The sequence below is a fragment of the Dactylosporangium aurantiacum genome (assembly GCF_000716715.1).
Taxonomy (GTDB): Bacteria; Actinomycetota; Actinomycetes; order Mycobacteriales; family Micromonosporaceae; genus Dactylosporangium; species Dactylosporangium aurantiacum.
In genome coordinates this window covers 130,676-150,806 of sequence record NZ_JNYJ01000020.1, presented here as the reverse complement: position 1 = coordinate 150,806, position 20,131 = coordinate 130,676, and the positions used below count along the sequence as shown (strand labels likewise).

At 75.6% G+C, this 20,131-nt stretch carries 22 protein-coding genes; 14 read left to right on the top strand and 8 right to left on the bottom strand.

Annotated features, from left to right (window positions below; genetic code table 11):
- Positions 1-3: 3 nt before the first annotated feature.
- Positions 4-843: a dioxygenase family protein gene (locus OP18_RS22400; RefSeq protein WP_033361026.1), complete on the top strand. Its 840-nt coding sequence runs from the start codon at positions 4-6 to the stop codon at positions 841-843.
- Positions 844-883: 40 nt separating this feature from the next.
- Positions 884-2,173 (top strand): sulfite oxidase, encoded by a 1,290-nt coding sequence (locus tag OP18_RS22395; RefSeq protein WP_033360920.1) that lies wholly within the window; start codon positions 884-886, stop codon positions 2,171-2,173.
- 61 nt (positions 2,174-2,234) lie between these two features.
- Here the strand turns inward: OP18_RS22395 and OP18_RS22390 are convergent, their stop codons facing one another.
- Entirely contained in the window at positions 2,235-3,377 is a 1,143-nt protein-coding gene (locus OP18_RS22390) for an AraC family transcriptional regulator (RefSeq protein ID WP_052387139.1), read from the bottom strand.
- A 112-nt stretch (positions 3,378-3,489) separates the two neighbouring features.
- Here OP18_RS22390 and OP18_RS22385 point away from each other — a divergent pair, with 112 nt between their 5' ends.
- The 3 genes from OP18_RS22385 (at position 3,490) to OP18_RS22375 (ending at position 5,662) form a co-directional block, all read left to right on the top strand.
- Entirely contained in the window at positions 3,490-4,116 is a 627-nt protein-coding gene (locus tag OP18_RS22385; protein ID WP_033360919.1) for an ElyC/SanA/YdcF family protein, read from the top strand.
- Between the two features lie 33 nt (positions 4,117-4,149).
- Positions 4,150-4,848 carry a glycosyltransferase family 2 protein gene (locus OP18_RS22380; protein ID WP_052387138.1) on the top strand — a complete coding sequence of 233 codons (699 nt, stop codon included), beginning with the start codon at positions 4,150-4,152 and terminating at the stop codon, positions 4,846-4,848.
- A 145-nt stretch (positions 4,849-4,993) separates the two neighbouring features.
- Positions 4,994-5,662 carry a hypothetical protein gene (locus OP18_RS22375; protein ID WP_033360918.1) on the top strand — a complete coding sequence of 223 codons (669 nt, stop codon included), beginning with the start codon at positions 4,994-4,996 and terminating at the stop codon, positions 5,660-5,662.
- A 45-nt stretch (positions 5,663-5,707) separates the two neighbouring features.
- On the opposite strand, the gene OP18_RS22370 is transcribed toward OP18_RS22375, so the two are convergent.
- The gene (locus OP18_RS22370) at positions 5,708-7,285 is read right to left on the bottom strand and encodes a cellulose binding domain-containing protein (RefSeq protein ID WP_043787801.1); all 1,578 of its coding nucleotides are present in this window, start codon (positions 7,283-7,285) and stop codon (positions 5,708-5,710) included.
- 57 nt (positions 7,286-7,342) lie between these two features.
- Complete coding sequence (locus OP18_RS22365; protein WP_033361022.1) at positions 7,343-7,684, bottom strand: TraR/DksA family transcriptional regulator; 342 nt, start codon at positions 7,682-7,684, stop codon at positions 7,343-7,345.
- Positions 7,685-7,788: 104 nt separating this feature from the next.
- Here OP18_RS22365 and OP18_RS22360 point away from each other — a divergent pair, with 104 nt between their 5' ends.
- Complete coding sequence (locus OP18_RS22360) at positions 7,789-8,343, top strand: hypothetical protein (RefSeq protein ID WP_052387137.1); 555 nt, start codon at positions 7,789-7,791, stop codon at positions 8,341-8,343.
- A gap of 61 nt (positions 8,344-8,404) precedes the next feature.
- Here the strand turns inward: OP18_RS22360 and OP18_RS22355 are convergent, their stop codons facing one another.
- A complete protein-coding gene (locus OP18_RS22355) occupies positions 8,405-9,592 on the bottom strand; it encodes a low temperature requirement protein A (RefSeq protein WP_033360917.1) in 1,188 nt (395 codons plus the stop codon).
- Positions 9,593-9,628: 36 nt separating this feature from the next.
- Entirely contained in the window at positions 9,629-9,955 is a 327-nt protein-coding gene (locus tag OP18_RS22350) for an STAS domain-containing protein (protein ID WP_033360916.1), read from the bottom strand.
- 150 nt (positions 9,956-10,105) lie between these two features.
- Here OP18_RS22350 and OP18_RS22345 point away from each other — a divergent pair, with 150 nt between their 5' ends.
- Positions 10,106-10,510, top strand: coding sequence for an ATP-binding protein (locus OP18_RS22345; RefSeq protein ID WP_052387136.1), 405 nt, complete (start codon positions 10,106-10,108; stop codon positions 10,508-10,510).
- Positions 10,511-10,543: 33 nt separating this feature from the next.
- On the opposite strand, the gene OP18_RS22340 is transcribed toward OP18_RS22345, so the two are convergent.
- The gene (locus OP18_RS22340; protein WP_033360915.1) at positions 10,544-11,296 is read right to left on the bottom strand and encodes a MerR family transcriptional regulator; all 753 of its coding nucleotides are present in this window, start codon (positions 11,294-11,296) and stop codon (positions 10,544-10,546) included.
- A gap of 64 nt (positions 11,297-11,360) precedes the next feature.
- Between OP18_RS22340 and OP18_RS22335 the strand changes: the two genes are divergently transcribed.
- From OP18_RS22335 to OP18_RS22325, 3 genes are read left to right on the top strand one after another with little or no spacing between them, the layout of a single operon-like run.
- Positions 11,361-13,028 carry a DUF6194 family protein gene (locus tag OP18_RS22335; RefSeq protein WP_033360914.1) on the top strand — a complete coding sequence of 556 codons (1,668 nt, stop codon included), beginning with the start codon at positions 11,361-11,363 and terminating at the stop codon, positions 13,026-13,028.
- A gap of 56 nt (positions 13,029-13,084) precedes the next feature.
- Entirely contained in the window at positions 13,085-13,354 is a 270-nt protein-coding gene (locus OP18_RS22330; RefSeq protein ID WP_033360913.1) for a hypothetical protein, read from the top strand.
- Entirely contained in the window at positions 13,351-14,574 is a 1,224-nt protein-coding gene (locus tag OP18_RS22325) for a cupin domain-containing protein (protein WP_033360912.1), read from the top strand. The genes OP18_RS22330 and OP18_RS22325 overlap by 4 nt, the downstream gene beginning before the upstream one ends.
- 60 nt (positions 14,575-14,634) lie before the next feature.
- On the opposite strand, the gene OP18_RS22320 is transcribed toward OP18_RS22325, so the two are convergent.
- Positions 14,635-14,808, bottom strand: coding sequence for a CsbD family protein (locus OP18_RS22320; RefSeq protein WP_033360911.1), 174 nt, complete (start codon positions 14,806-14,808; stop codon positions 14,635-14,637).
- Between the two features lie 158 nt (positions 14,809-14,966).
- On the opposite strand from OP18_RS22320, the gene OP18_RS22315 reads away from it, so the two are divergent.
- The 4 genes from OP18_RS22315 to OP18_RS22300 all read left to right on the top strand — a co-directional run bounded on the left by OP18_RS22315 (position 14,967) and on the right by OP18_RS22300 (position 19,409).
- A complete protein-coding gene (locus OP18_RS22315; RefSeq protein ID WP_033360910.1) occupies positions 14,967-16,553 on the top strand; it encodes a methyl-accepting chemotaxis protein in 1,587 nt (528 codons plus the stop codon).
- An 81-nt stretch (positions 16,554-16,634) separates the two neighbouring features.
- Complete coding sequence (locus tag OP18_RS22310) at positions 16,635-16,967, top strand: YciI family protein (protein ID WP_033360909.1); 333 nt, start codon at positions 16,635-16,637, stop codon at positions 16,965-16,967.
- A complete protein-coding gene (locus OP18_RS22305; protein ID WP_081970997.1) occupies positions 16,957-18,234 on the top strand; it encodes an RNA polymerase sigma factor in 1,278 nt (425 codons plus the stop codon). The genes OP18_RS22310 and OP18_RS22305 overlap by 11 nt, the downstream gene beginning before the upstream one ends.
- The gene (locus tag OP18_RS22300) at positions 18,231-19,409 is read left to right on the top strand and encodes an amidohydrolase family protein (protein ID WP_033360908.1); all 1,179 of its coding nucleotides are present in this window, start codon (positions 18,231-18,233) and stop codon (positions 19,407-19,409) included. Before OP18_RS22305 ends, OP18_RS22300 begins: the two co-directional genes overlap by 4 nt.
- Positions 19,410-19,458: 49 nt before the next feature.
- Here OP18_RS22300 and OP18_RS22295 read toward each other — a convergent pair whose 3' ends face one another.
- The gene (locus OP18_RS22295) at positions 19,459-20,118 is read right to left on the bottom strand and encodes a response regulator (RefSeq protein WP_033360907.1); all 660 of its coding nucleotides are present in this window, start codon (positions 20,116-20,118) and stop codon (positions 19,459-19,461) included.
- Between the last annotated feature and the right edge of the window lie 13 nt (positions 20,119-20,131).

The window sequence follows — 20,131 nt, the reverse complement described above, 5'->3', positions numbered from 1 at the left end:
GCGATGACAGGCCAGCACGACGATCCGCTCGACGCCACCGCGCAGACCAGCACCGGTGGCCCCGCCCTCACCCGCAAGCAGCTGCTGCGCGCCGCGCTCGTCGCCGCGCCGCTGCCGATCCTGCTCGCGGGGGTCCCCGCGCTCGCCCGCGACGGCGACGCCCTCGACCCGACGCCGGTGTGCGACGACGGCGACGACGAGACCCCGCCGCAGATGGAGGGCCCCTACTTCAAGCCCGACTCGCCGCAGCGCGCCGCGATCGCGACCGGCCTGCCGGGCACCCGCCTCACCGTGTCCGGCTACGTCTTCGGTACGTCGTGCCAGCCGATCGCCGGCGCACTGCTGGACTTCTGGCAGGCGGACAGCGCGGGCGCGTACGACAACGTCGGCTACCGGCTGCGCGGCCACCAGTACACGAACGCCCAGGGCGCCTACAGCCTCACCACCATCGTGCCGGGGCTCTACCCGGGGCGCACCCGCCACCTGCACGTCAAGGTCCAGGCGCCGGGCCGGCCGGTCCTCACCACGCAGCTGTACTTCCCCGGCGAGCCGCGCAACGCCACCGACAGCCTCTACGACCCGCGACTGCTCATGACGGTCCGCTCGGTCGCCGGCGGGCGGGAGGCGACGTTCGACGTCGTGCTCGAGGTGCCCGGGGTGCCGCCGACAACCCCGCCGGCCACCCCGCCCTCCACCCCTGGGGGTACCTGGGCGGTGGGGCAGGTCTACGCCGTCGGTGCGCAGGTCACGTACGGCGGCGCGGCGTACCGTTGCCTGCAGGGGCACACGGCGCAGCCCGGCTGGGAGCCACCGAACGTACCGGCGCTGTGGCAGCGCCTGTGACCGGTTGCGAATCCCATCTAAATCTATAGAGTTTATGGGTATGTCGACCGACCGCACCGACGAGCACGAGTACGACGCGCTGCGGATGCGGCAGTGGCTGGCGGGTGAGGCCGACGCGCGCGGCCTGTCCCGCCGGCACCTGCTGCGCCTGGGGACCGCCGCGGCCGCCGCCGTGCCGCTGGCCGCCACCCCCGCCCTGGCCGTCGCCGCGCCCGGGTCCGCCGCACCGGCCGCACCCGCCACCGCCGCCGAGCCCGCCGGGCCGATCCGCAAGCCGCTGCCGCCGGAGCTGTTCTTCACGTACGGCACGAACGCCGAGACGCGCTGGGAGGCGATGGCCGGTCAGGGGTACCACACGCCGGTCGACCGGTTCTTCGTGCGCAACCACACCAGCACGCCCGAGATCGACCCCGAGACCTGGCGGCTGCGGCTGTTCGGCAGCGGCCTGCGGCACGGGCCCGTCGAGCTGTCGCTGCGCGACCTGCGCCGGCTGCCCGCCGACACGTACGACGCCGCGATCGAGTGCACCGGCAACGGCCGCAGCTTCTTCACGACCCAGCAGGGCCAGCCGGTCAGCGGCACCGCGTGGAAGCTCGGCGCGGTCGGCGTCGCCCGCTGGCGCGGGGTGCGGCTGTCGACCGTGCTGCGCCGCGCCGGCATCCGCCCGGACGCGGTCGACGTGCTGCCCGAGGGCCTGGACGACGAGTGGGTCAGCGGCGGGGTCAACCTCGGCCGGGTGCGCCGCCCCCTGCCGGTCGCCAAGGCGATGCGCGACGTGCTGCTGGCGTACGAGATGAACGGCGAACCGCTCCCGCCCGACCATGGCTTCCCGGTGCGGGTGGTGGTGCCCGGCTGGATCGGCATCGCCGCCATCAAGTGGCTCGGCCGGATCGAGGTGTCCACCGGCCCGCTGTTCTCGCCGTGGAACACGCAGTTCTACCGGCTCTTCGGGCCCACGTACCCGGCCGACGGCGAGCTGATCGGCCGGCAGGTGGTGAAGAGCGCGTTCGAGCTGCCCTGGGCGGCCACCCTCGCCGCCGGCCGCACCCACGTCCTGCACGGCCGGTCCTGGTCCGGCAACGGCCCGATCCGCCGGGTCGAGGTCAGCACCGACGGCGGCGCCTCCTGGCACCCCGCGACGGCGACCGGCCGGCGCGGCGGCGCGTGGCAGCAGTGGAGCTACCGCTGGCGCCCCGCCGGTCCTGGCGCCTACGCGCTGCGGGCCCGCGCGGTCGACGTCACCGGCGCCGGCCAGCCCGAGGTGACGCCGTTCAACACCCTCGGCTACCTGTTCGACGCGGTCGTCGCCCACCCGGTGACGGTCGCCTGAGCCCTGCCTCCCGGGCCGGCTCCGGTTCAGCCGGCCCGGGCCGGCAGTGACCGTCGCGCGGTCAGCGGTGCTGGTCGCGGAACCGGGTCGGGCTCACGCCGACCTCACGGCGGAAGAACCGGCAGAAGTACGCGGGATCGGCGAACCCGACGGCGTGCGCGACCTGCGCGACGCTCAGCCCGGTGCCGGCCAGCAGGCGGCGCGCCTCCAGAGCCTGGGCGCGGCGGATCAGCCGGCCCGGCGGCTCACCGGTGGACGCCTTGACCGCCTCGGTCAGATGGCTGGTCGACACGCCGAGCCGGGCCGCGTACGCCCGCACGCTCGGCGCGAGTCCGGCGCCACCCGCACGGCCGGCGCCACCCGCACGCCCGGCGCCACCCGCACGCCCGGCGCTGCCCCTGCCGCCGGTGCCGCCCGTGCCCCCGGTGCTACCCCTGCCGCCGGCGCCGCGGCCGGTGTCGCCGCCCGGGTCGCCGATGAGGTCGCCGATGAGGTCGCCGCCGGTGTCGCTGCCGGTGTCGCCGGTGAGGTCGCGGGTGAGCAGCCGGCCGAAGCGCTCGGCGATGCCGGCCTCCCGGCGCGGCCGTCCCGCCGCCGCACCGGCCGCCGCGACGGACGCCGGGCCAGGTGCCGGACCGGATCGTGGGATCCCGCCGGTCATCACCCCTCGCACCCCGCCGTGCCCGGTGTCAGGTCCGCCGGAGGGCAGGTGTGGCGCGGGGCCGATGCGCAGCGCCTGCACCACGAGGACGTGCAGCAGCGCCGCCAGGACCGAGGTGAAGCCGGCCGGCCGGTCAGTGTACTCGCGCGCCATGACGGCCAGCAGCGACCGCAGCTGCGCGGCGTGGCCGGCGCCGGGCCGCAGCCCGCCGGCCCCGGCGAGCACCGCGAGCGCCCGGCGGTCCGCGGGGTGCTCCAGCAGCGCGTCATCGGTGAAGACGACCACCCAGCCGTCCAGCCCGCGCACGTCCCGCCAGTGGTGCACCTGCCCCGGCGCGACCACGAACAGCTGTGGCGGGCGCAACCGGTGCGCGGCCAGGTCCACGACGTGCGTGCCGCTGCCGCGGGTCACGTACGCGATCTCGTGGAACGCGTGCCGGTGCGGGAAGCCGGCCCGCGCCATCGGGCCGAACCAGTCGAACGAGCCGATCGCGAACGGCAGCGGCGCCGGGTCCGGCACGTCCAGCTCGTGCCTCGGCAGCACCGCCTCCCACCTTTCTGTAAACAATCCTCAAAGTAGCGCCGCCATGCATCATGGTCAATGCCGTAACGCTTGCGACGGGGCGGCGGGGCGCGCGGTGGGTACGGTAGGGATCATGACGGCACCGGTCGCCACCGTGCTGCTGGTGTTCGGGCGAGGGGTCACGACCGCCGGCGGGCGGCACGTGCTCACCCCGGCCAGCGCCGCGCGGGTCGGGGCGGCGATCGACTACGTGCACGCGCACCGGGACGCGTTCGCCGCCGCCGCGGCGCCGCTGGTGGTGTTCAGCGGCGGCTGGGCCGGGGCGTCGCGGGGGGCGCCGCGGCCGCCGGAGGGCTGCCGGGAGGGTGACCTGATGCTCGCCGCGGCACGGGCCGCCGGGCTGTCCGCGCACGCGGCGCTGAAGCTCGAGTGCCGCTCGCGCAGCACCCTGGAGAACCTGCTGCACACCGTCGAGGACGGGCTGCTCGCCGGGCACGCGTTCGGGCCGGGGCACCCGCTCGGGCTGGTCTCGCACGCGTGGCACCTGCCGCGGATCCGGTTCCTGGCGCGCAAGGTGCTCGGCCTGCCCGGCGCGGCGCTGCTGGACGTGCCGGCGACCGGCGGCGAGCCGGCGTCACGCCGGGAACGGGCCCTGCACGTGGCGTCGCGGCTGTGGTTCCTCGGCGTCACCGACCCCGCCGGGCTGCTGCGCCGCGAGCGGGCGATGGTCGCGTCATTGCGCCGGCGCGCCACGGGGTAACACGCACTCGACCGTATCGAGTGAGGAACCCCGATGATCATTCTGCTGCCGGTGTACCAGCCGGGCCACGGCCTCGTCACCACCGTCACGGCACTGCGCGACGCCGCGCCCGGCGCCCACCTCGTGGTGGTCGACGACGGCAGCGGCCCGGCGTCGGCCCAGGTGCTCCGCGACGCGGAGGACCTCGGCTGCACCGTCCTGCGCCACGAGGCCAACCGGGGCAAGGGCGTGGCGCTGAAGACCGGGTTCCGGCACGTCGCCACCGCGCACCCCGGCCAGGCCGTCGTCTGCGCGGACCCCGACGGGCAGCACCGCGTCGCGGACATCCTGCGCGTCGCCGAGCACGTCGAGGTCAGTGGCAGGATGGTGCTCGGCGTGCGCCGCTTCGAGGGGCGGGTGCCGCTGCGCAGCCGCTTCGGCAACGCCGTGACCCGGCTGCTGTTCCGCGCCGCGACCGGCCGCCCCGTGCTGGACACGCAGACCGGCCTGCGCGGGTACCCCGCCGGCCTGCTCGACTGGCTGTGCCGGGTGCCCGGCGAGCGGTTCGAGTACGAGATGACCGTCCTGCTGCGCGCCGCCCGCGAAGGCCTGCCGATCGAGCAGACGGTCATCGCCACCACGTACCTCGGCGACAACGGCTCGTCGCACTTCAGCTCGCTCAAGGACTCGGCCCGCGTCTACCGGCCGCTGCTGCGCTACGCCCTGGCGCCGTCCACCCGGTCGCGCGGGTGAGCGGCCGGCGGTGGGGTGCGCGTAGCCGTCCGATTACGCGATGAGGGATCATTGGGGGATGGAACCGACCGCTGGCCGCCGTGCCACCCGCGCGGCAAGACCCTCGACCACCGACGTGAGCGGGGGCGATGCGGCGACGCGATGGGTGCCGATCACGGAGCTGACCGAGCTCGCCCGGGCCCTGCTCGGCGAGCGCCCGAGCGGCCGCGACGTCGTACCCGCGCAGGTCGCGGAGCGCATCAGCCACCTGGCCGCGCAGTGGGCGGCGCACGGCTTCACGGCCGCCACGGTGGGACCGTGGACCGACCTGCGCCCGGCCGCCGCCGCGGTCCTCGCCGCGGCCGGCGCCACCCCGCAGGCCCTGGAGCGGCACGTGATCACGACGGCCGGCACCACCACGACCCTGTGGCGGGCGGTCTGCACCGGCACGATGTCCGCGGAGGATGCCGCGGCCGCGTTCAAGCCGGCAGCGTCCGAGCCGGCAGCGTCCGAGCCGGCCGCGTCCAAGCCGGCCGCGGCCAAGCCCGCGGACGCCGCCGCGCAGCTGCGCGGGCCCTCCCGCAATGCCTTCAGCTCGCAGGAGACGGACACGCCGGGTGCGTTCAAGGCCGCCACGCGGCCCGCCGCGGAGACGTTCAAGGCACCGCCGGCCCAGGGCGCGGAGCCGGCGCAGGAGGAGGCACCGGTGCGGGCCAGGGTCGCGCCCGCGGTGTTCTCCCACCCGGCCGCGGACCACCCGGCCGCCGGCACCGACGACGGCACCGACGACCGCCGGCGCCGCTCGGCCCCGCCGCAGACCCCGTTCAGCACCTGACCGCGGGCCGAGCGGGCGCTGTGGCGGGGCGTCGCCGCACTCCGGTCAGCCGGTGTAGGCGGCGAAGATGCGGCTGAACTCGTAGGGCTGCTGCGGGATGTTGGTGCACATGTACAGCGCGCCGGTGCAGGCGTTGCGGTCGCGGGTGGTCTCCCAGAACGACAGCATGCCGAGGTGGTTGGCCTGCGCGAAGGCGACCAGCTGGCGGGCGTCGGCCTGGTCGTAGGTGCCGCCGTCGTCGTTCTTGCCCAGCATCGGCGTCACCCCGACCATCCGCCACAGCTGCGCGTCGGTCTTCGCCGGGTACAGGGTCTTGAGCTGGGCGAACGTCGACTGTGCGGCCTGCACGGCGAAGTTGCCGTAGTCGCCGCTCGAGCGCTGGTAGTCCATCGCCATGACGTTGACGAGGTCGAGGTCGACCCCGGCGTCGCGGGCGGAGCGGACCACGGCGACGCCGTCGGCGGTGAGGCCCTCCGGCAGCACCGGCAGCGTCAGCGAGATCTTCAGGTTGGGCCGGGCCGCCTGCAGCAGCGCGAGCGCCTGCGAGCGGCGCGCGACCGTGGTCGGGTCGGCCACCGCCGCGCCCTCGATGTCCAGGTCGATGAAGTTGAGCTGGTACGCGTCGACGACGGCCTGGTACTCCGCCGCCACCGCGGCCGGGGTCGAGCAGGCCTGGGCGAGCTCGATGCCGCTGGCGCCGCCGAAGGAGATCTTGACGTCGCCGCCGCGGGCGCGGACCGCGTCGATCTGGTCCTTCGCCCACGCGGCCCGCGGGTCGTACGCGTTGAACCACGACGCCTTGCAGCCGGCGCTGTTGACGAACGCCAGGGTGAAGCTCTTGAGGTTGCCGGCGGTCGCCATGTCGAGCAGCGACGGCGTCGGCCAGGCACCCATGTCGACGTAGGGCGCCACGGGCAGCGGGCTGCCGGTGCCGCCGCCACCGCCGGCGGTGGTGCTGACCGTGACGGCGTTGCTGGCCGCCGAGGTGTTGCCCGCGGCGTCGCGGGCCTTGACGGTGAACGTGTAGGCGGTCGACGCGGACAGGCCGCCGACGGTGCCGGTCGTGCCGGTGACCGTGGTGGCGAGGGTGCCGCCGCGGTAGATGTCGTACGCGGTGACGCCGACGTCGTCGGTGGCGGCGTTCCAGGCCAGGCTGACGCTGGACGAGGTGGCGCCCGTGCCGCGCAGGCTGGCCGGGGCGGTCGGCGCCTGGGTGTCGGCGACGCCGGCGCAGCCGGCGCCGTTGAGCTTGCAGCCGGTCGGCTTGCCGGATCCCGAGACCAGGAAGCCGAAGCTGGTGGACGCCCCCGGCGCGAGGGTGCCGTTGTAGGTGCGGTTCGTCGCGGTGACGTGCGTGCCGGACTGGCTCGCCAGGGTGTCCCAGTAGCTGCCGAGCGTCGTGCCGGCGGCCAGGTCGAACTCGACCTTCCACGCGGTGACGGTCGACGCGGTGCCGTTGGCGATCGTGTACTTCGCCTGGTAGCCGGAGCCCCAGTCGGAGTCGTAGGTGAGGGTCGCGGTCAGCGAACCGGCCGCGGTCGCGGGAGTGGTGGTGATGACGGCGGTGCCGCCGGCCACCAGGAGCGTCGCGGCGGCCAGGACCAGCCGGAGTCGGAGCGCCATCAATGCCTCCAGGACGAGGTATATTGAGGCACAACGATAAAGAAAGTTAACTAAAAGTCAATGGGTGGCGCACCCGACGCAGGTGCGGGCCGCGGGCCTGATCTCGAGCCGCTCCGCCGGGATCCGCCGGCCGCACACCTCGCACCGGCCGAACGTGCCCGCCGCGACCCGCGCCAGGGCGTCGTCCAGCTCGGCGAGCCGCCGGCGGGCGGCATCCAGCAGCGCGGCGACCTGCGCCCGCTCGAACGCGATGGTGGCGCCCTCCGGGTCGTGCTCGTCGTCGGCGTTGGAGGACCGCGACGCGTCGATGACGCCGTCGAGGTCGCGGTGCAGCGCGGCGATCTGCGCCGCCGTGTCCTCACGGGCGCGCCGCAGCGCCTGGAGCGGTTCCCCGGGCATGATGCCCATCCTGCCCCGCGGACGCCCCGCCCGGGAGCACGATGAGGTGTCACGACGCCGAAACGGGGTAGTCCGGCCCGGCGTTCTTGTCCTGAGGAGGGGCCATGGTGCACCCGAGTCGGCGCGTCGAGTGGCCGCGGACCGACCTGACGGTCCTGCTCGGCGAGCAGCAGCAGCGTATCGAGTGGCAGTTCCGGCGGACCCTCGTCGCCGTGGGGGAGGACCGGCACACCCGGTTCGGTGAGCTCGCGTGGCTGATCGCGGTCCACGAGAGCATCGAGGAGGAGATCGTCCACCCCATCACCCGCCACCTCGAGCCGGCGCAGCACCTCGCCGAGCACCTGCTCGACGAGGAACGCCGCATCAGCGACGCCCTCGACGACGCGACCCGCGCCGACGCCGCCGCCGGCCTCGGCAGGACCGACGGCCTCGGCGTGCTGCACGGCATGCTGCTCGCCCACATGCGGCACGAGCAGCGCGAGGAGTTCCCGCGCCTGCGGGCCGCCGTCACCGCCGGCGAGCTGTGCGCGCTCGGCGACGCGGCCCGCGCGGCGCAGGCGGTCGCGATCGCCGAGAGCCCGCTCAGGCCGGGCGTGCCGGGCGCGTCCCTCGCCGTGCGCGACATGCTGCGCCCCGTCACCCTCCAGGTGGCCGTCTGAGCCGGCGCGGCACGCCGCGTCCCGTCACGCTCCAGGTGACCCCCTGCGCCGGCGGGGCGGGTCAGGTCTCGGTGGTGCGCAGGGCGCCGCGGTGCTGGGCCCGGATCCCGGCCAGGACCACCGCGAGGAGGGCCGCGGCGACCAGCCCGGCGGTCGCCGCCGGCGGCCACGCGGTCGGGGCGCCCGCGGCCACCACGAACGGCACCGCCGCCAGCGGCCACGGCCACGCCGCCCGCCAGCTGCGCGCCGTGCCGGCGATCACCGCGGCGGTGCCGAGCAGGAACAGGGCCGCGCCGGCCGGCAGCATCCACCGCCCGAGCGTGGAGACGTCACCGTCCGGGTGCAGGATCAGCTGCTCGGCGCCGACCGCGCCGGCGGCCAGGCCCAGCGTCAGCGGCAGGTGCGCGTAGACGTAGCCGTCGGTGGCGTCACCCTGGTCGTCCTCGTCGTTGCGCACCAGGTGCCGCTTGCCGGCGGCGCCGCCCAGATCGAAGTAGTTCCACCACAGCGCCGCCACCGCGACGAAGCACACCGCGGCGACGAGCGTCGGCGCGGTCGCCCAGTGCGTGTCGTGCACCCCGAGGACGACCGAGGCGACGGACTCGCCGAGGACGAGGATCACGAACAGCCCGAAGCGCTCCGGCAGGTGCTCCAGGTGCAGTGGCACGTTGCCGCCGAACCTCGTCGCGGCCGGCGGGCCGAGCGCCTCGACAAGGATGCCGCAGCCCCACAGCGCGAACTTCCACGGCGCCGGCAGCGCCAGCGACGCCAGCCAGCACGCCGCGCCGGCACCGGTGCCGGCCAGGTAGATGCCGATCGTCGCGCGCGCCTCTTCGACGTGGCGGTAGGCGCGGGCGTACAGCAGGAACAACACCACCCGGGTCGCCAGATAGCTCAGCGTGAACGCGACGGCCGTGCCGCGGGTCGCCTCCGGGGCGCTGGCGGCCATGCCGAGCACCGCGGCGGCCGCGGCGAGCTTGCCCAGCCGGTACAGCACGTCGTTGGTGTCGAAGCGGTTCGCGTACAGCGTCGTGGTCACCCACGACCACCAGGCGACCGTGAACAGCCCGGCGAACACCGCGACGCCCTCGGCCGTGAGATCCTTCGCCAGCCGCGCCGCGAGCTCGGCGATGACCAGCACGTACGCGAGATCGAAGAACAGCTCCAGCCGGGTCGCGGTGCGGTCCACGTCGGTCAGCAGGCGGGGCGGGCGGATGAGGGGTGCGGGGCGCTCCTCGGCGTCAGGCATTCACCGCCGTTACCCAACGCCGCCGCCCGCCACGCCTCAGGGCGCGGGCGGCCCGGACAGGATCGCGTTGACGCCGGTCAGTTCGAACGCCTCGTCGACCTGACCCTGGGCGCCCCGCACGTGCAGGGTCCGGCCGGCCTTCTGCGCGTTGAGCTTGCAGCCGACGAGGGCGCCGATGCAGCTGGAGTCGATGAACTCGACCGCCGACACGTCGATGACGATGCCCGTGACGGCGGCGTCCTCCAGCAGCCGGTCGACGTGCCCGACGAGCGCCGAGCGGGTCGCCAGGTCGAGGTCGCCGGCGATCTCGAGGCGCGTGGTGCCGTCCGGGCCGGGGCCGCCGGTGGTGTACGACGCCGTCATGCCGCCTCCCTCGTGACCGGTCCGGATCTTGTCCGCGCCGATGGTACCGCCTCGGCCCGGCCGTCACGGTTGGGCGGCGCGCGCGATGGGTACAGTCTCAGCGGGGGACGGCATGGTCGGACACGGCGAGGCTCAGGGGTGCGGTGACGGATGACACGTGACCGCATCCGCGCCGTCTCCAAGGAGTTCACCGCCGACGGCCTGCGCCTCGTCCGGGATCTCGTCGAGCAGACCGCGCACGCCGCCGGGGTCTCCGCGGCCAACGTCCACTGTCTCGTGATCTCGGTCAGTGAGCTGGCCGCCAACGCGGTGCGCCACGGCGGCGGCCGCGGCCGGATCGTCATCGAGCAGACCGACGACGGCCTCCGCGTCGAGGTCAGCGACCACGGCCCCGGCCTGCCCGCGGACCTGCCGCAGGAGCTCCCGCCACCCGACGCGGTCAACGGCCGCGGTCTGTGGATGGTCCGCAGGCTCTGCCGCGACCTGCACATCTCCAGCACCGCCGACGGCGTCACCGTCCGCCTGTCCATGCCGCGCGCCGAGTCCGCGGCCTGACCGGGGTTCCGGCGACGGCACGGCCCGCGGGCGCTACCCGTCGCCGTCGAGGAACCGCAGGTAGTCCGCGAGCCGGCCGGCGGCGGTCAGCATCGCCCGGCCCCGCGCGGCGAGCCCCTGCCGCCAGGCGCGCAGGGACGCGTCCAGCGGCGCGGGGCCGGCCGTGGCGCGCACGTGCCCGACGACCTCGGCGATGTGCCCCAGCAGGTAGCCGCCGCGCCGGAGCAACTGCGCCAGCTGGGCGTCGCGGACGTCGTCGGCGTCGTACAGGCGGTGGTGGCTGACCGGGTCACGGCGCGGCGTGAGGATCCCGGCCCGCTCCCAGGTGCGCAGCGTCGCCGGTGTCACGCCGAGCCGGTGCGCGACGTCGCCGACGGTCAGCGGCCGGGCCGGCCGGGCATGGGCCGCCGGGGCAGTGGCCGCGGGCGGGGCGGGGGTCGCGAGCGTGGTGACGGCGACCTCGACCGCGTCGAGCGTCTCCCGGTCACGCTGCAGCTGGGCGTGGCCGCGGTCGACGGCGCGCAGCACCGCGTCCAGGTCGCCGGCGTTGGCGGCGCGCATCACGTCGCCGGCCGCCGCGTAGCCGTGCGCCGGGATCAGCGCGACGTAGGCCCGCAGCGCGTGCGCGTGGGCGGCGGTGTAGACGCGGTAACCGCTCGCGGTGCGCGCCGCCGCGGGCAGGCACCCGTCACGCTCGTAGTTGCGGACCGCCTGCGTGGACAGGCCGTGCTCCCGGGCGAGGTCCACCGGGCGGTAGGTCACCTGTGACGCGGTTTGAGACTTCATCGCGGCCTTCCGTGCTGTGCGCGGTCAAAGTTTCAACGGGCGATGCAACGATACGGTAGAGGTCATGACTGACGTTCCCGCACCGGTCGCCGCCGGGCTCCGGGCCCTGGTCGGGGCGCTGCCGGCGCCGCCGGAGCTGCTCGCCCTCGGTGAGCCGACCCACGGTGAGCCCGCGTTCGCGGCGCTGCGCAACACCCTGTTCCAGGCGCTCTCCGACGACGGCTTCCGTTCCGTCGCCGTCGAGTCCGACCGCGTCGCCGCGTTCGCCGTCGACGCCTATGTCCGCGGCGGCGACGGCACCCTCGACGCGGTCATGGCCGCCGGCTTCAGCCACGGCTTCGGGCGGCACGCCGCCAACCGCGACCTCGTCGCCTGGATGCGTGGGCACAACGCCGGCCGACCGCCCGGCGACCGCCTGGCGTTCCACGGCTTCGACACCCCGCTGGAGATGACGTCGGCGCCCAGCCCCGGGTCGTACCTGCGGCACCTGCACGACTACCTGACCGCGCACCTCGGGCCGGACGGGTTCGCGCACGGCCGGACCGACCTCGGGGCGCTGCTCGGCGACGAGCGCCGCTGGAGCGACCAGGCCGCGCTGACGGATCCGGCGGTGTCCGTCGGCGCCACGCCCGAGGCCGTGACGCTGCGCGTCGTCGCCGACGACCTGCTCACCACCCTGCACGCCGAGGCGCCCCGGCTGGTGGCGGCGTCCTCGGCGCAGGCGTGGCGGCACGCCGAGGCGCACGGCACGACCGCGCTCGGGCTGCTGCGGTACCACGCGCGCGCCGCCGACCGGATCCCGCCGGCGCTGCGCACGTCACGGCTGCTCGGCACCCGCGACGCGCTCATGGCCCGCAACCTGCTCGACATCCGCGCCGCGGAGCGGCACCGCGGCCCGACGCTGGTCTTCGCCCACAACCGCCACCTGCAGCGGCACCCGAGCACCTGGCACCTCGCGGGGATGGACCTGACCTGGTCCAGCGCCGGCGCCGTCGTCGCCACCCAGCTCGGCGAGCGGTACGTGTACCTCGCCGGCAGCCTCGGCTCGAGCGCCGCCCTGGGCCTGGCCGCGCCGCCCCCGGGCACGTTCGAGGAGGCGCTCGCGGGGGCGGCGCCGGCCGTCGTGCCCGCCGCCACGCTCCGGCGGACCGTGCGCGGGCGGAGGCCACGCACCGACATCACCGCCGAGCAGGGGTACTTCCCGCTCGACGCGCCGACCGTCGAGGACTGCGACGCGGTGCTGCACGTCCCCACCGCCGCCCCCGACGGGCCGGACCCGGAGGCGCTCGCCGCGCGGATCGTGGCGCTGCCCGGCGTCGAGCTGCTGCTCGCCACGCCGGAGTCGGGTGCGCCGGAGACGAGCTGGGGCGACCGGTTCTTCTACGTCGGCCCCGACCGGCGCATGCCGTTCGCCACCGTCGTCGGCCGGGACACCCCGGGCTGGGACGAGGCGTCGCGGCTGGACCGCCCCGGCGTCTTCCGGGTCAACGTCCACGCCGGCCGCGAGTGGTTCCAGCGCCTGTTCGGCTACGGGCCCGCGGAGCTGGAGCAGCACCGCGACGGGGTCGACTTCGCCGCGCTCGACGAGTTCCTGCCGCATCCCGCGTACGGCCGGCAGGGCTGGGTCTGCGTCCTCAACCCCGGCCCGCGGACCGCCGCGGACCTGGAACGGATCCTGCTGGTCGCGCACCGCCGGGCGGCGGACACCGCCCGGTTGCGTCGATCCGGTTGACCGCGCGGCGGGCGGGGTACCGGGGAACTCCAACCGATCACCTGAGGAGTTCAACGATGGCGCTCAACGACGACGACATCACCACCACCCCGCCCGGCCCCGGCCCCGAGGGACCCGCCGACGGCGGTGCCGTGCCCGCCGCGCACGACGGCGGCGCCGACGGCGGCGCGACGATGGACGAGGGCACCGCGGACGGTGGCGCCAACATCGAGGGCGAGGACGGCGGCGCCGACGGCGGCGCGGACGACCTCGCCGAGGGCCCGAACGACGGCGGCGCCAACGCCCAGGCCACCGACGGCGGGGCCGACGGCGGCGCGAGCGAATGACCGACGGCAGCGGCGGCGCGCGGCCCGCGCTGCGGCGATGTGTCCCGCTGCCCGCCGGCGAGTTCGCCGAGCGGAACTGGGACCGCGCGCCGCTGCTGTCGCGCCGCGTCGACGACTACACCGACCTGCTCGACCTCGACGACGTCGACGAGCTGCTGAGCCGGCGGGCGCTGCGCACGCCGTTCGTGCGGATGGCGCAGCAGGGCAAGGTGATCCCCGCGTCGCGGTACACCGGCGGCGCCGGACCCGGGGCCGAGGTCGGTGACCAGGTCCGCGACGAGCGGGTCTTCGAGCTGCTCGCCGGCGGCGCGACGCTGGTGCTGCAGGGCCTGCACCGGCTGTGGCCGCCGCTGGTCGACCTGGCCGGCGGGCTCGGCCGGGAGCTGGGCGTGCCCGTGCAGATCAACGCGTACCTGACGCCGCCGGGCAACCAGGGGTTCGCCACCCACTACGACACGCACGCCGTCTTCGTGCTGCAGGTCGCCGGCACCAAACGGTGGCGGGTCCACCCGCCGGTGGTCACCGACCCGGTCGAGCGCCAGCCGTGGGGCCACCGCGCCGACGAGGTCGCCGCCGTCGCCGCCGGCGAGCCCACCATCGACGAGGTGCTGGCGCCCGGCGACACGCTGTACCTGCCGCGCGGCTGGCTGCACGCCGCCGGCGCGCTCGACGACTGGTCGCTGCACCTGACGGTCGGGCTGCGCGCACCGACCCGGCTCAGCGTCGTCGAGGCGCTGCTGGACCTCGCCGCCGAGGAACCGGCGTTGCGGGCCGGGCTGCCGATGGGCACCGACCTCGGTGACGGTTCGTCGATCGCCCCGGTGCTCGCCGACACCGTCAAGGCCCTGCACGAGTGGCTCGACACGCTCGCGCCGCACGACGTCGCCGACCGGTGGCGGCGCACCACCACCTCCGTCGCGCGGCCGGCGCCGATGCGGCCGGTCGCGCAGGCCGCGGCTCTCGCCCGGCTGTCCGCGGGCGACCGGGTCAGGCTGCGGCCGGGCCTGCCGGTGCGGATCAGCACCCCCGACCCGGACCGGGTCTCGATCGAGGCGCCGGACCGGACCGCCACGGTGCCGGCGGTGTGCACGGCGGCGGTGCGGGCGCTGCTCGACGGCGCGCCACGCCGCGTCGGCGACCTGCCGGGCCTCGACGGCGACGACCGGCTGGTGCTGGCCCGCCGGCTGCTCACCGAGGCGATCCTGATCCTGGACGACTGAACTGGGACGACTGGACGCCGGCGCCCCGCGGGGCGCCGGCGTCCAAGGTGTTCGCGGCGATCAGCTCTTGAACGCGTCCTTGACCTTCTCGCCGGCCTGCTTGAGGTTGCCCGAGGCCTGATCGACCTTGCCCTCGGCCTCCAGCTGCTCGTCGTCGGTGGCCCGGCCCACGCCCTCCTTGACCTTGCCCTTGGCCTCTTCCGCCTGGTTGTCGATCTTGTCGCTCAGTCCCATCGCGAACCCCAATCACAGTCGGTCCGTCAGGTGCCGTCGATCCGGCACGTACCAGTAGTGGTGCCCAGCGCTGACCCGGCGAAACGGTTCCCTCATACGCACCGCCGCGCAACCGATCTGCACTGTGGGAAGTCCTGCGACCCACGGGGTGATCGGTGATGAAGGATTGGCTCGCCAACCGGGCGGTCCGCACGAAGGTGCTGCTGGTAGTGGCGATCCTGGGGGTGGTCGCGCTGGCCGGCAGCGGGGTGGCGACGGCGCGCCTGCACGAGCTCAAGACCGAGGCGGAGGCCCTGTACGTGCGGGGGCTGCTGCCCGTCGCCGGGCTCAGCGAGGTCCGCGACGACATCTCGACCCTCCGGGTCGCCGCGCTCAACCACGCCATCAGCAGCGAGGCGGCGCAGAAGGCGTCCTTCGAGCAGCGGGTGGACCAGGCCGCCGCCGCGTTCGCCGAGGACCTCGCCGCGTACCGGGGCATGACCGGCACCCCGGCCGCCGCGGACGAGCTCGGTGCCGCGTTCGTGCGGTACCGCGACGCGATCACCGGGCAGCTGCTGCCGGCGAGCCGGGCCGGGAACACGGCCGAGGTGGAGCGGATCCGCGACGACGTCACCGCGCCGCTCGCGACGAAGGCGTTCGACCTGGTGGAGCGCATGGGGGAGGGGGAGCGGCAGGCCGCGCAGCGGCGCAGGGACGACGTGCGCGACGCGTACGGCAACGCGCTGCGCTGGACGTGGGGGCTGCTGGGCGCCGGTCTCGCCCTCGCGGTGCTGTTCGCGCTGCTCGTCGCCGGCCAGCTCGTCCGGGCCGTGTCGCGGGTCGGGCACGTCGTGGCCGGGATCGCCGCCGGCGACCTGACCCGCACCGCCGACGTGCGCGGCCGCGACGAGCTCGGCACGATGGCGTCGGCCCTGAACACCGCCACGGCGCAGCTGCGCGAGTCGATCCAGGCGGTCGGGGCGAACAGCGCCTCGCTGGCCGGCGCGGCGCAGGAGCTGTCCGCGGTCAGCAACCAGATCGCGACCAGCGCCGAGGAGGGCAGCACCCAGGCGGCCGCGGTGTCGCAGTCGGCCGAGGAGGTGTCCAGCAACGTCCAGACGGTCGCCGCCGGCACCGAGGAGATGAGCGCGGCGATCGGGGAGATCGCCCGCAGCGCCGCCGACGCCGCCCGCGTCGCCGGCGGCGGGGTCATGACCGCCCAGGCGGCGACGGAGACGATCCGCAAGCTCGGCCACTCCAGCGGCGAGATCACCAACGTGCTGAAGACCATCACCGCCATCGCGGAGCAGACGAACCTGCTGGCGCTCAACGCCACCATCGAGGCGGCCCGGGCCGGTGACGCGGGCAAGGGCTTCGCGGTCGTCGCCGGCGAGGTCAAGGACCTGGCGCAGGAGACCGCCAAGGCGACCAGTGACATCTCCGCCCGCATCGAGGCGATCCAGCAGGACGCGGCCGCGGCGGCCACCGCGGTCACCCAGATCGCCGCCGTCATCGACGAGGCCAACCAGTACGCCACGACGATCGCCGCCGCCGTCGAACAGCAGAGCGCCACCACCGGCGAGATGACCCGCAACGTCGCCGGGGCGGCGTCCAGCGCCAACGAGATCGCCAGCAACATCAGCGGGGTCGCGCAGGCCAGCCAGGTCACCAACGAGGGGGTCGCGCAGACCCGCACCGCCGCCGACGACCTGGCCCGGATGTCGACGCAGCTGCAGCAGATCGTGTCCCGCTTCCAACTCGCCTGAACTTTTCCCGCGCGGGTGTCCGATCGGCGCGGCGGTGATCGTCACTATCGTGAGATCCCGTCGAGCGGAGGATACGAAGCCATGAAGTACATGATGTTCGTCTGCACCGACAGCGAGCCGGACACCGACCCGGCGCCCGAGCCGGACATCGAGCGGTGGGTGTCGGAGCACGACGCCGCCGGCCGCCGGGTCCGCGGCGACCAGCTGGCGCCGACGTCGGCGGCGACGACCGTCCGGGTCCGCAACGGTGAGCTGCTGGTCTCCGACGGCCCGTTCACCGAGACCAAAGAGGTGATCGTCGGCTACGACATCCTGGACTGCGCCGACCTCGACGAGGCGATCGAGGTCGCGCGGGCCCACCCGATGGCCAGAGGGGGCCGCCTGGAGCTGCGCCCGTTCGCGTATGGCGCCTGACGGCGAACAGGCCGCGACGGCTGCGGCCGTCGCGGCCGCCGAGGCCTACCCGAGGATCGTCGCGACCCTGATCCGCGTCACCGGCGACTGGACCCTCGCCGAGGACTGCGCGCAGGAGGCGCTCGCGGCGGCGCTGGAGCGGTGGCCCGGCGACGGCGTGCCCGGCAACCCCGGCGGGTGGCTGATGACGGTCGCCCGCAACCGCGCCGTCGACGTGCTGCGCCGCGCGACGGTCGAGCGGCGCAAGCTGCACGAACTCGCCGTGCTGACGCTGACGTCGGCCGAGCCGGAGCAGGCACCGGGCGCGCTCGACGACCGGCTGCGGCTGATCTTCACCTGCTGCCATCCGGCGCTGCCGCTCGAGGCGCGGGTCGCCCTGACGCTGCGCACCATCTGCGCGGTGCCGACCGGCGACATCGCCAGGGCGTTCCTGGTCACGGAGTCGGCGATGACCCGGCGCCTCACCCGGGCCAAGGCGAAGATCGCGGCGGCCGGCATCCCGTACCGGGTGCCGACCGGCCGGGCGCTCACCGAACGCCTCCCCGGCGTCCTGGCCGTGCTGTACCTGCTGTTCACGCAGGGCTACAACGCCGCCGGGGAGCCCGCCTTCGCCGAGGAGGCGATCCGCCTGGTCAGGCTGGTGCGGCGGCTCATGCCGGACCAGCCGGAGGTGGCGGCGCTGCTGGCGCTCTTCCTGTTCCAGCACTCGCGCCGCGACGCCCGCCGCGACGCCGCCGGGGACCTGCTCACCCTCGACCGGCAGGACCGTGCCCGCTGGGACCACGCGGCCATCGCCGAGGGCGCGGCGATCCTGGCCCGCACCGGCCCGCCCGACGGCCCGTACGCGCTGCAGGCCCGCATCGCGGCGTGCCACGCCACCGCCGCGTCGGCGCGGGACACCGACTGGGCGACGATCGCCGCCTGCTACGACCGGCTCGCCGCGCTGCAGCCGTCGCCGGTGATCGAGCTGAACCGGGCCGTCGCGCACGGCTACGCGTCCGGGCCGCGGCGCGGGCTGGACCTGCTCGCCGCGGCCCGGGCGGGCGGCGCCCTCGACGGGTACCCGCACGCCCTCGCGGTCGAGGCCGAGCTCACCGGGCGGCTCGGCGACCGCGACCGCGCCGCAGAGCTGTTCCGGCAGGCCGCGGCGGCCGCGTTCAGCGACGAGGAGCGCCGGGCGCTGCTGGCCCGGGCCGATTCGGTGCCAGATCTCAGTGGTGCTACCGATGCCCCGCCGCGCCCCGGGAGCGCACGCTCAGTGACGTGACCACTGTCCTGCGCGCGGGCCGGCTGTTCGACGGCACCGCCGGTACCCTGATGCCCGACCCCGTCGTCGTCATCGACGGCGGCACGATCACCGCCGTCGGCAGCGCGCTGCCCGTCCCCGACGGCGCGACAGTCGTGGACCTCGGCACCGCCACCCTCCTGCCGGGGCTCATCGACACCCACGTGCACCTGGCGTTCGACGCCTCCACCGACCCGGTCGGCGGCCTCGCCGCCCGCGACGACGCCGCGGCGCTCGCGGCGATGACGGCCGCCGCCAGGCAGGCCGCCCGCGGCGGCGTCACCACCGTGCGGGACCTCGGCGACCGCGGCTACCTGTCGCTGCGGGTGCGCGACGCGGCGGCGGCCGACCCGTCGCTGCCGACCGTCGTCGCGGCCGGCCCGCCGATCACCACGCCCGGCGGGCACTGCCACTACCTCGGTGGCGCCGCCGGCACCGCCGACGGGGTCCGTGCCGCCGTGCGGGAACGCGCCGAGCGGGGCGTCGACATCATCAAGATCATGGCGAGCGGCGGGAACCTCACCCCGGGCAGCCGCCCGGAGGTGTCCCAGTTCGGCCCCGCCGAGCTGCGCGCCGCCGTCGACGAGGCGCACCGCCTCGGCCTGCCGGTCACCGCGCACGCGCACGGCACCGGCGCCATCGTCGACGCCCTGGCCGCCGGCGTCGACGGCCTGGAGCACGTCTCGTTCATGACGGCCGACGGCGTCGACCCGGTCCCCGACGCGGTGCTCGCCGCGATCGTGTCCCGGCGGGTGGCACTCGGGCTGACGATCGGGATCAGGCCCGTGCCAGGGGCGGTCCTGCCGCCGGGCATCCTGTCCCGGATGCCGCTCATGATCGCCGCACTGCGCCGCCTGTACGAGGCCGGCGCGGTCATGACCGCGGGCACCGACGCGGGGATCGCCCCGATCAAGCCGCCGGACGTGCTGCGGTGGGCCGTCGCGCAGCTCGGCCAGGTCGGCATGACGCCGGCGGTGGCGCTGCGGGCCGCGACGTCCGTGGCCGCCGAGAGCTGCGGGCTCGGGCACCGCAAGGGCCGCCTGGCGGCGGGGTACGACGCCGACATCCTCGCCGTCGACGGCGACCCGCTGCAGGACCCCGCGGCGCTGCACCGCATCCGCGCCGTCTACGTGCGGGGCATGCCCGCCGGCGACTGAACCGGCACACCGGCGCCCGGCCGGCGCGTCGAGGGGGCGCGCCGGCCGGTCAGTCGGTCAGCATGCCGTGCTCGCGGGCGTAGATCGCCGCCTGGGTCCGGTCGCGCAGCCCCAGGCGGCTCAGCACCCGCGACACGTGGTTCTTCACGGTGCCCTCGCTGACGAACAGGGCCCGGCCGATCTCCCGGTTCGTCGCACCCTTCGCGACCAGCCGCAGGATCTCCACCTCGCGACCGGTCAGCGCGCCGGCCGCCGCGGCCGGTGGCCGGGCGGCCCCGGCAAGCCGGGCGGCGACCCCGGCGGCGAGCTGCGCCACGCCCGCGTGGGTGAGCCGCACCGCGGCGGCGAGGTCGGCCGCGCCGAGGTCCTTGAGCAGGTAGCCGCTCGCGCCGGCGCGCAGCGCCCGGGTCACGTACTCGTCGTCGTCGAAGGTGGTGAGCATGACCACCCGGCACGCGGGCAGGTCGCGGCGCAGCGCCTCGGTGGCCGCGACACCGTCCGTGCCGGGCATGCGCACGTCCATCAGCACCACGTCCGGCGCCGTCTGCAGGGCCAACGCGACGGCCTCGGCGCCGTCGGCGGCGGTGCCGACGACCTCGATCCCCGGCTGGATGCCCAGCAGCGACGCGATGCCGTCGCGGACCAGCTGCTGGTCGTCGACGACCAGGACCCGCACGGTGCCGCCGGGCGGGCCGGCCGGTCGGGTCATGCGTCCTCACTCC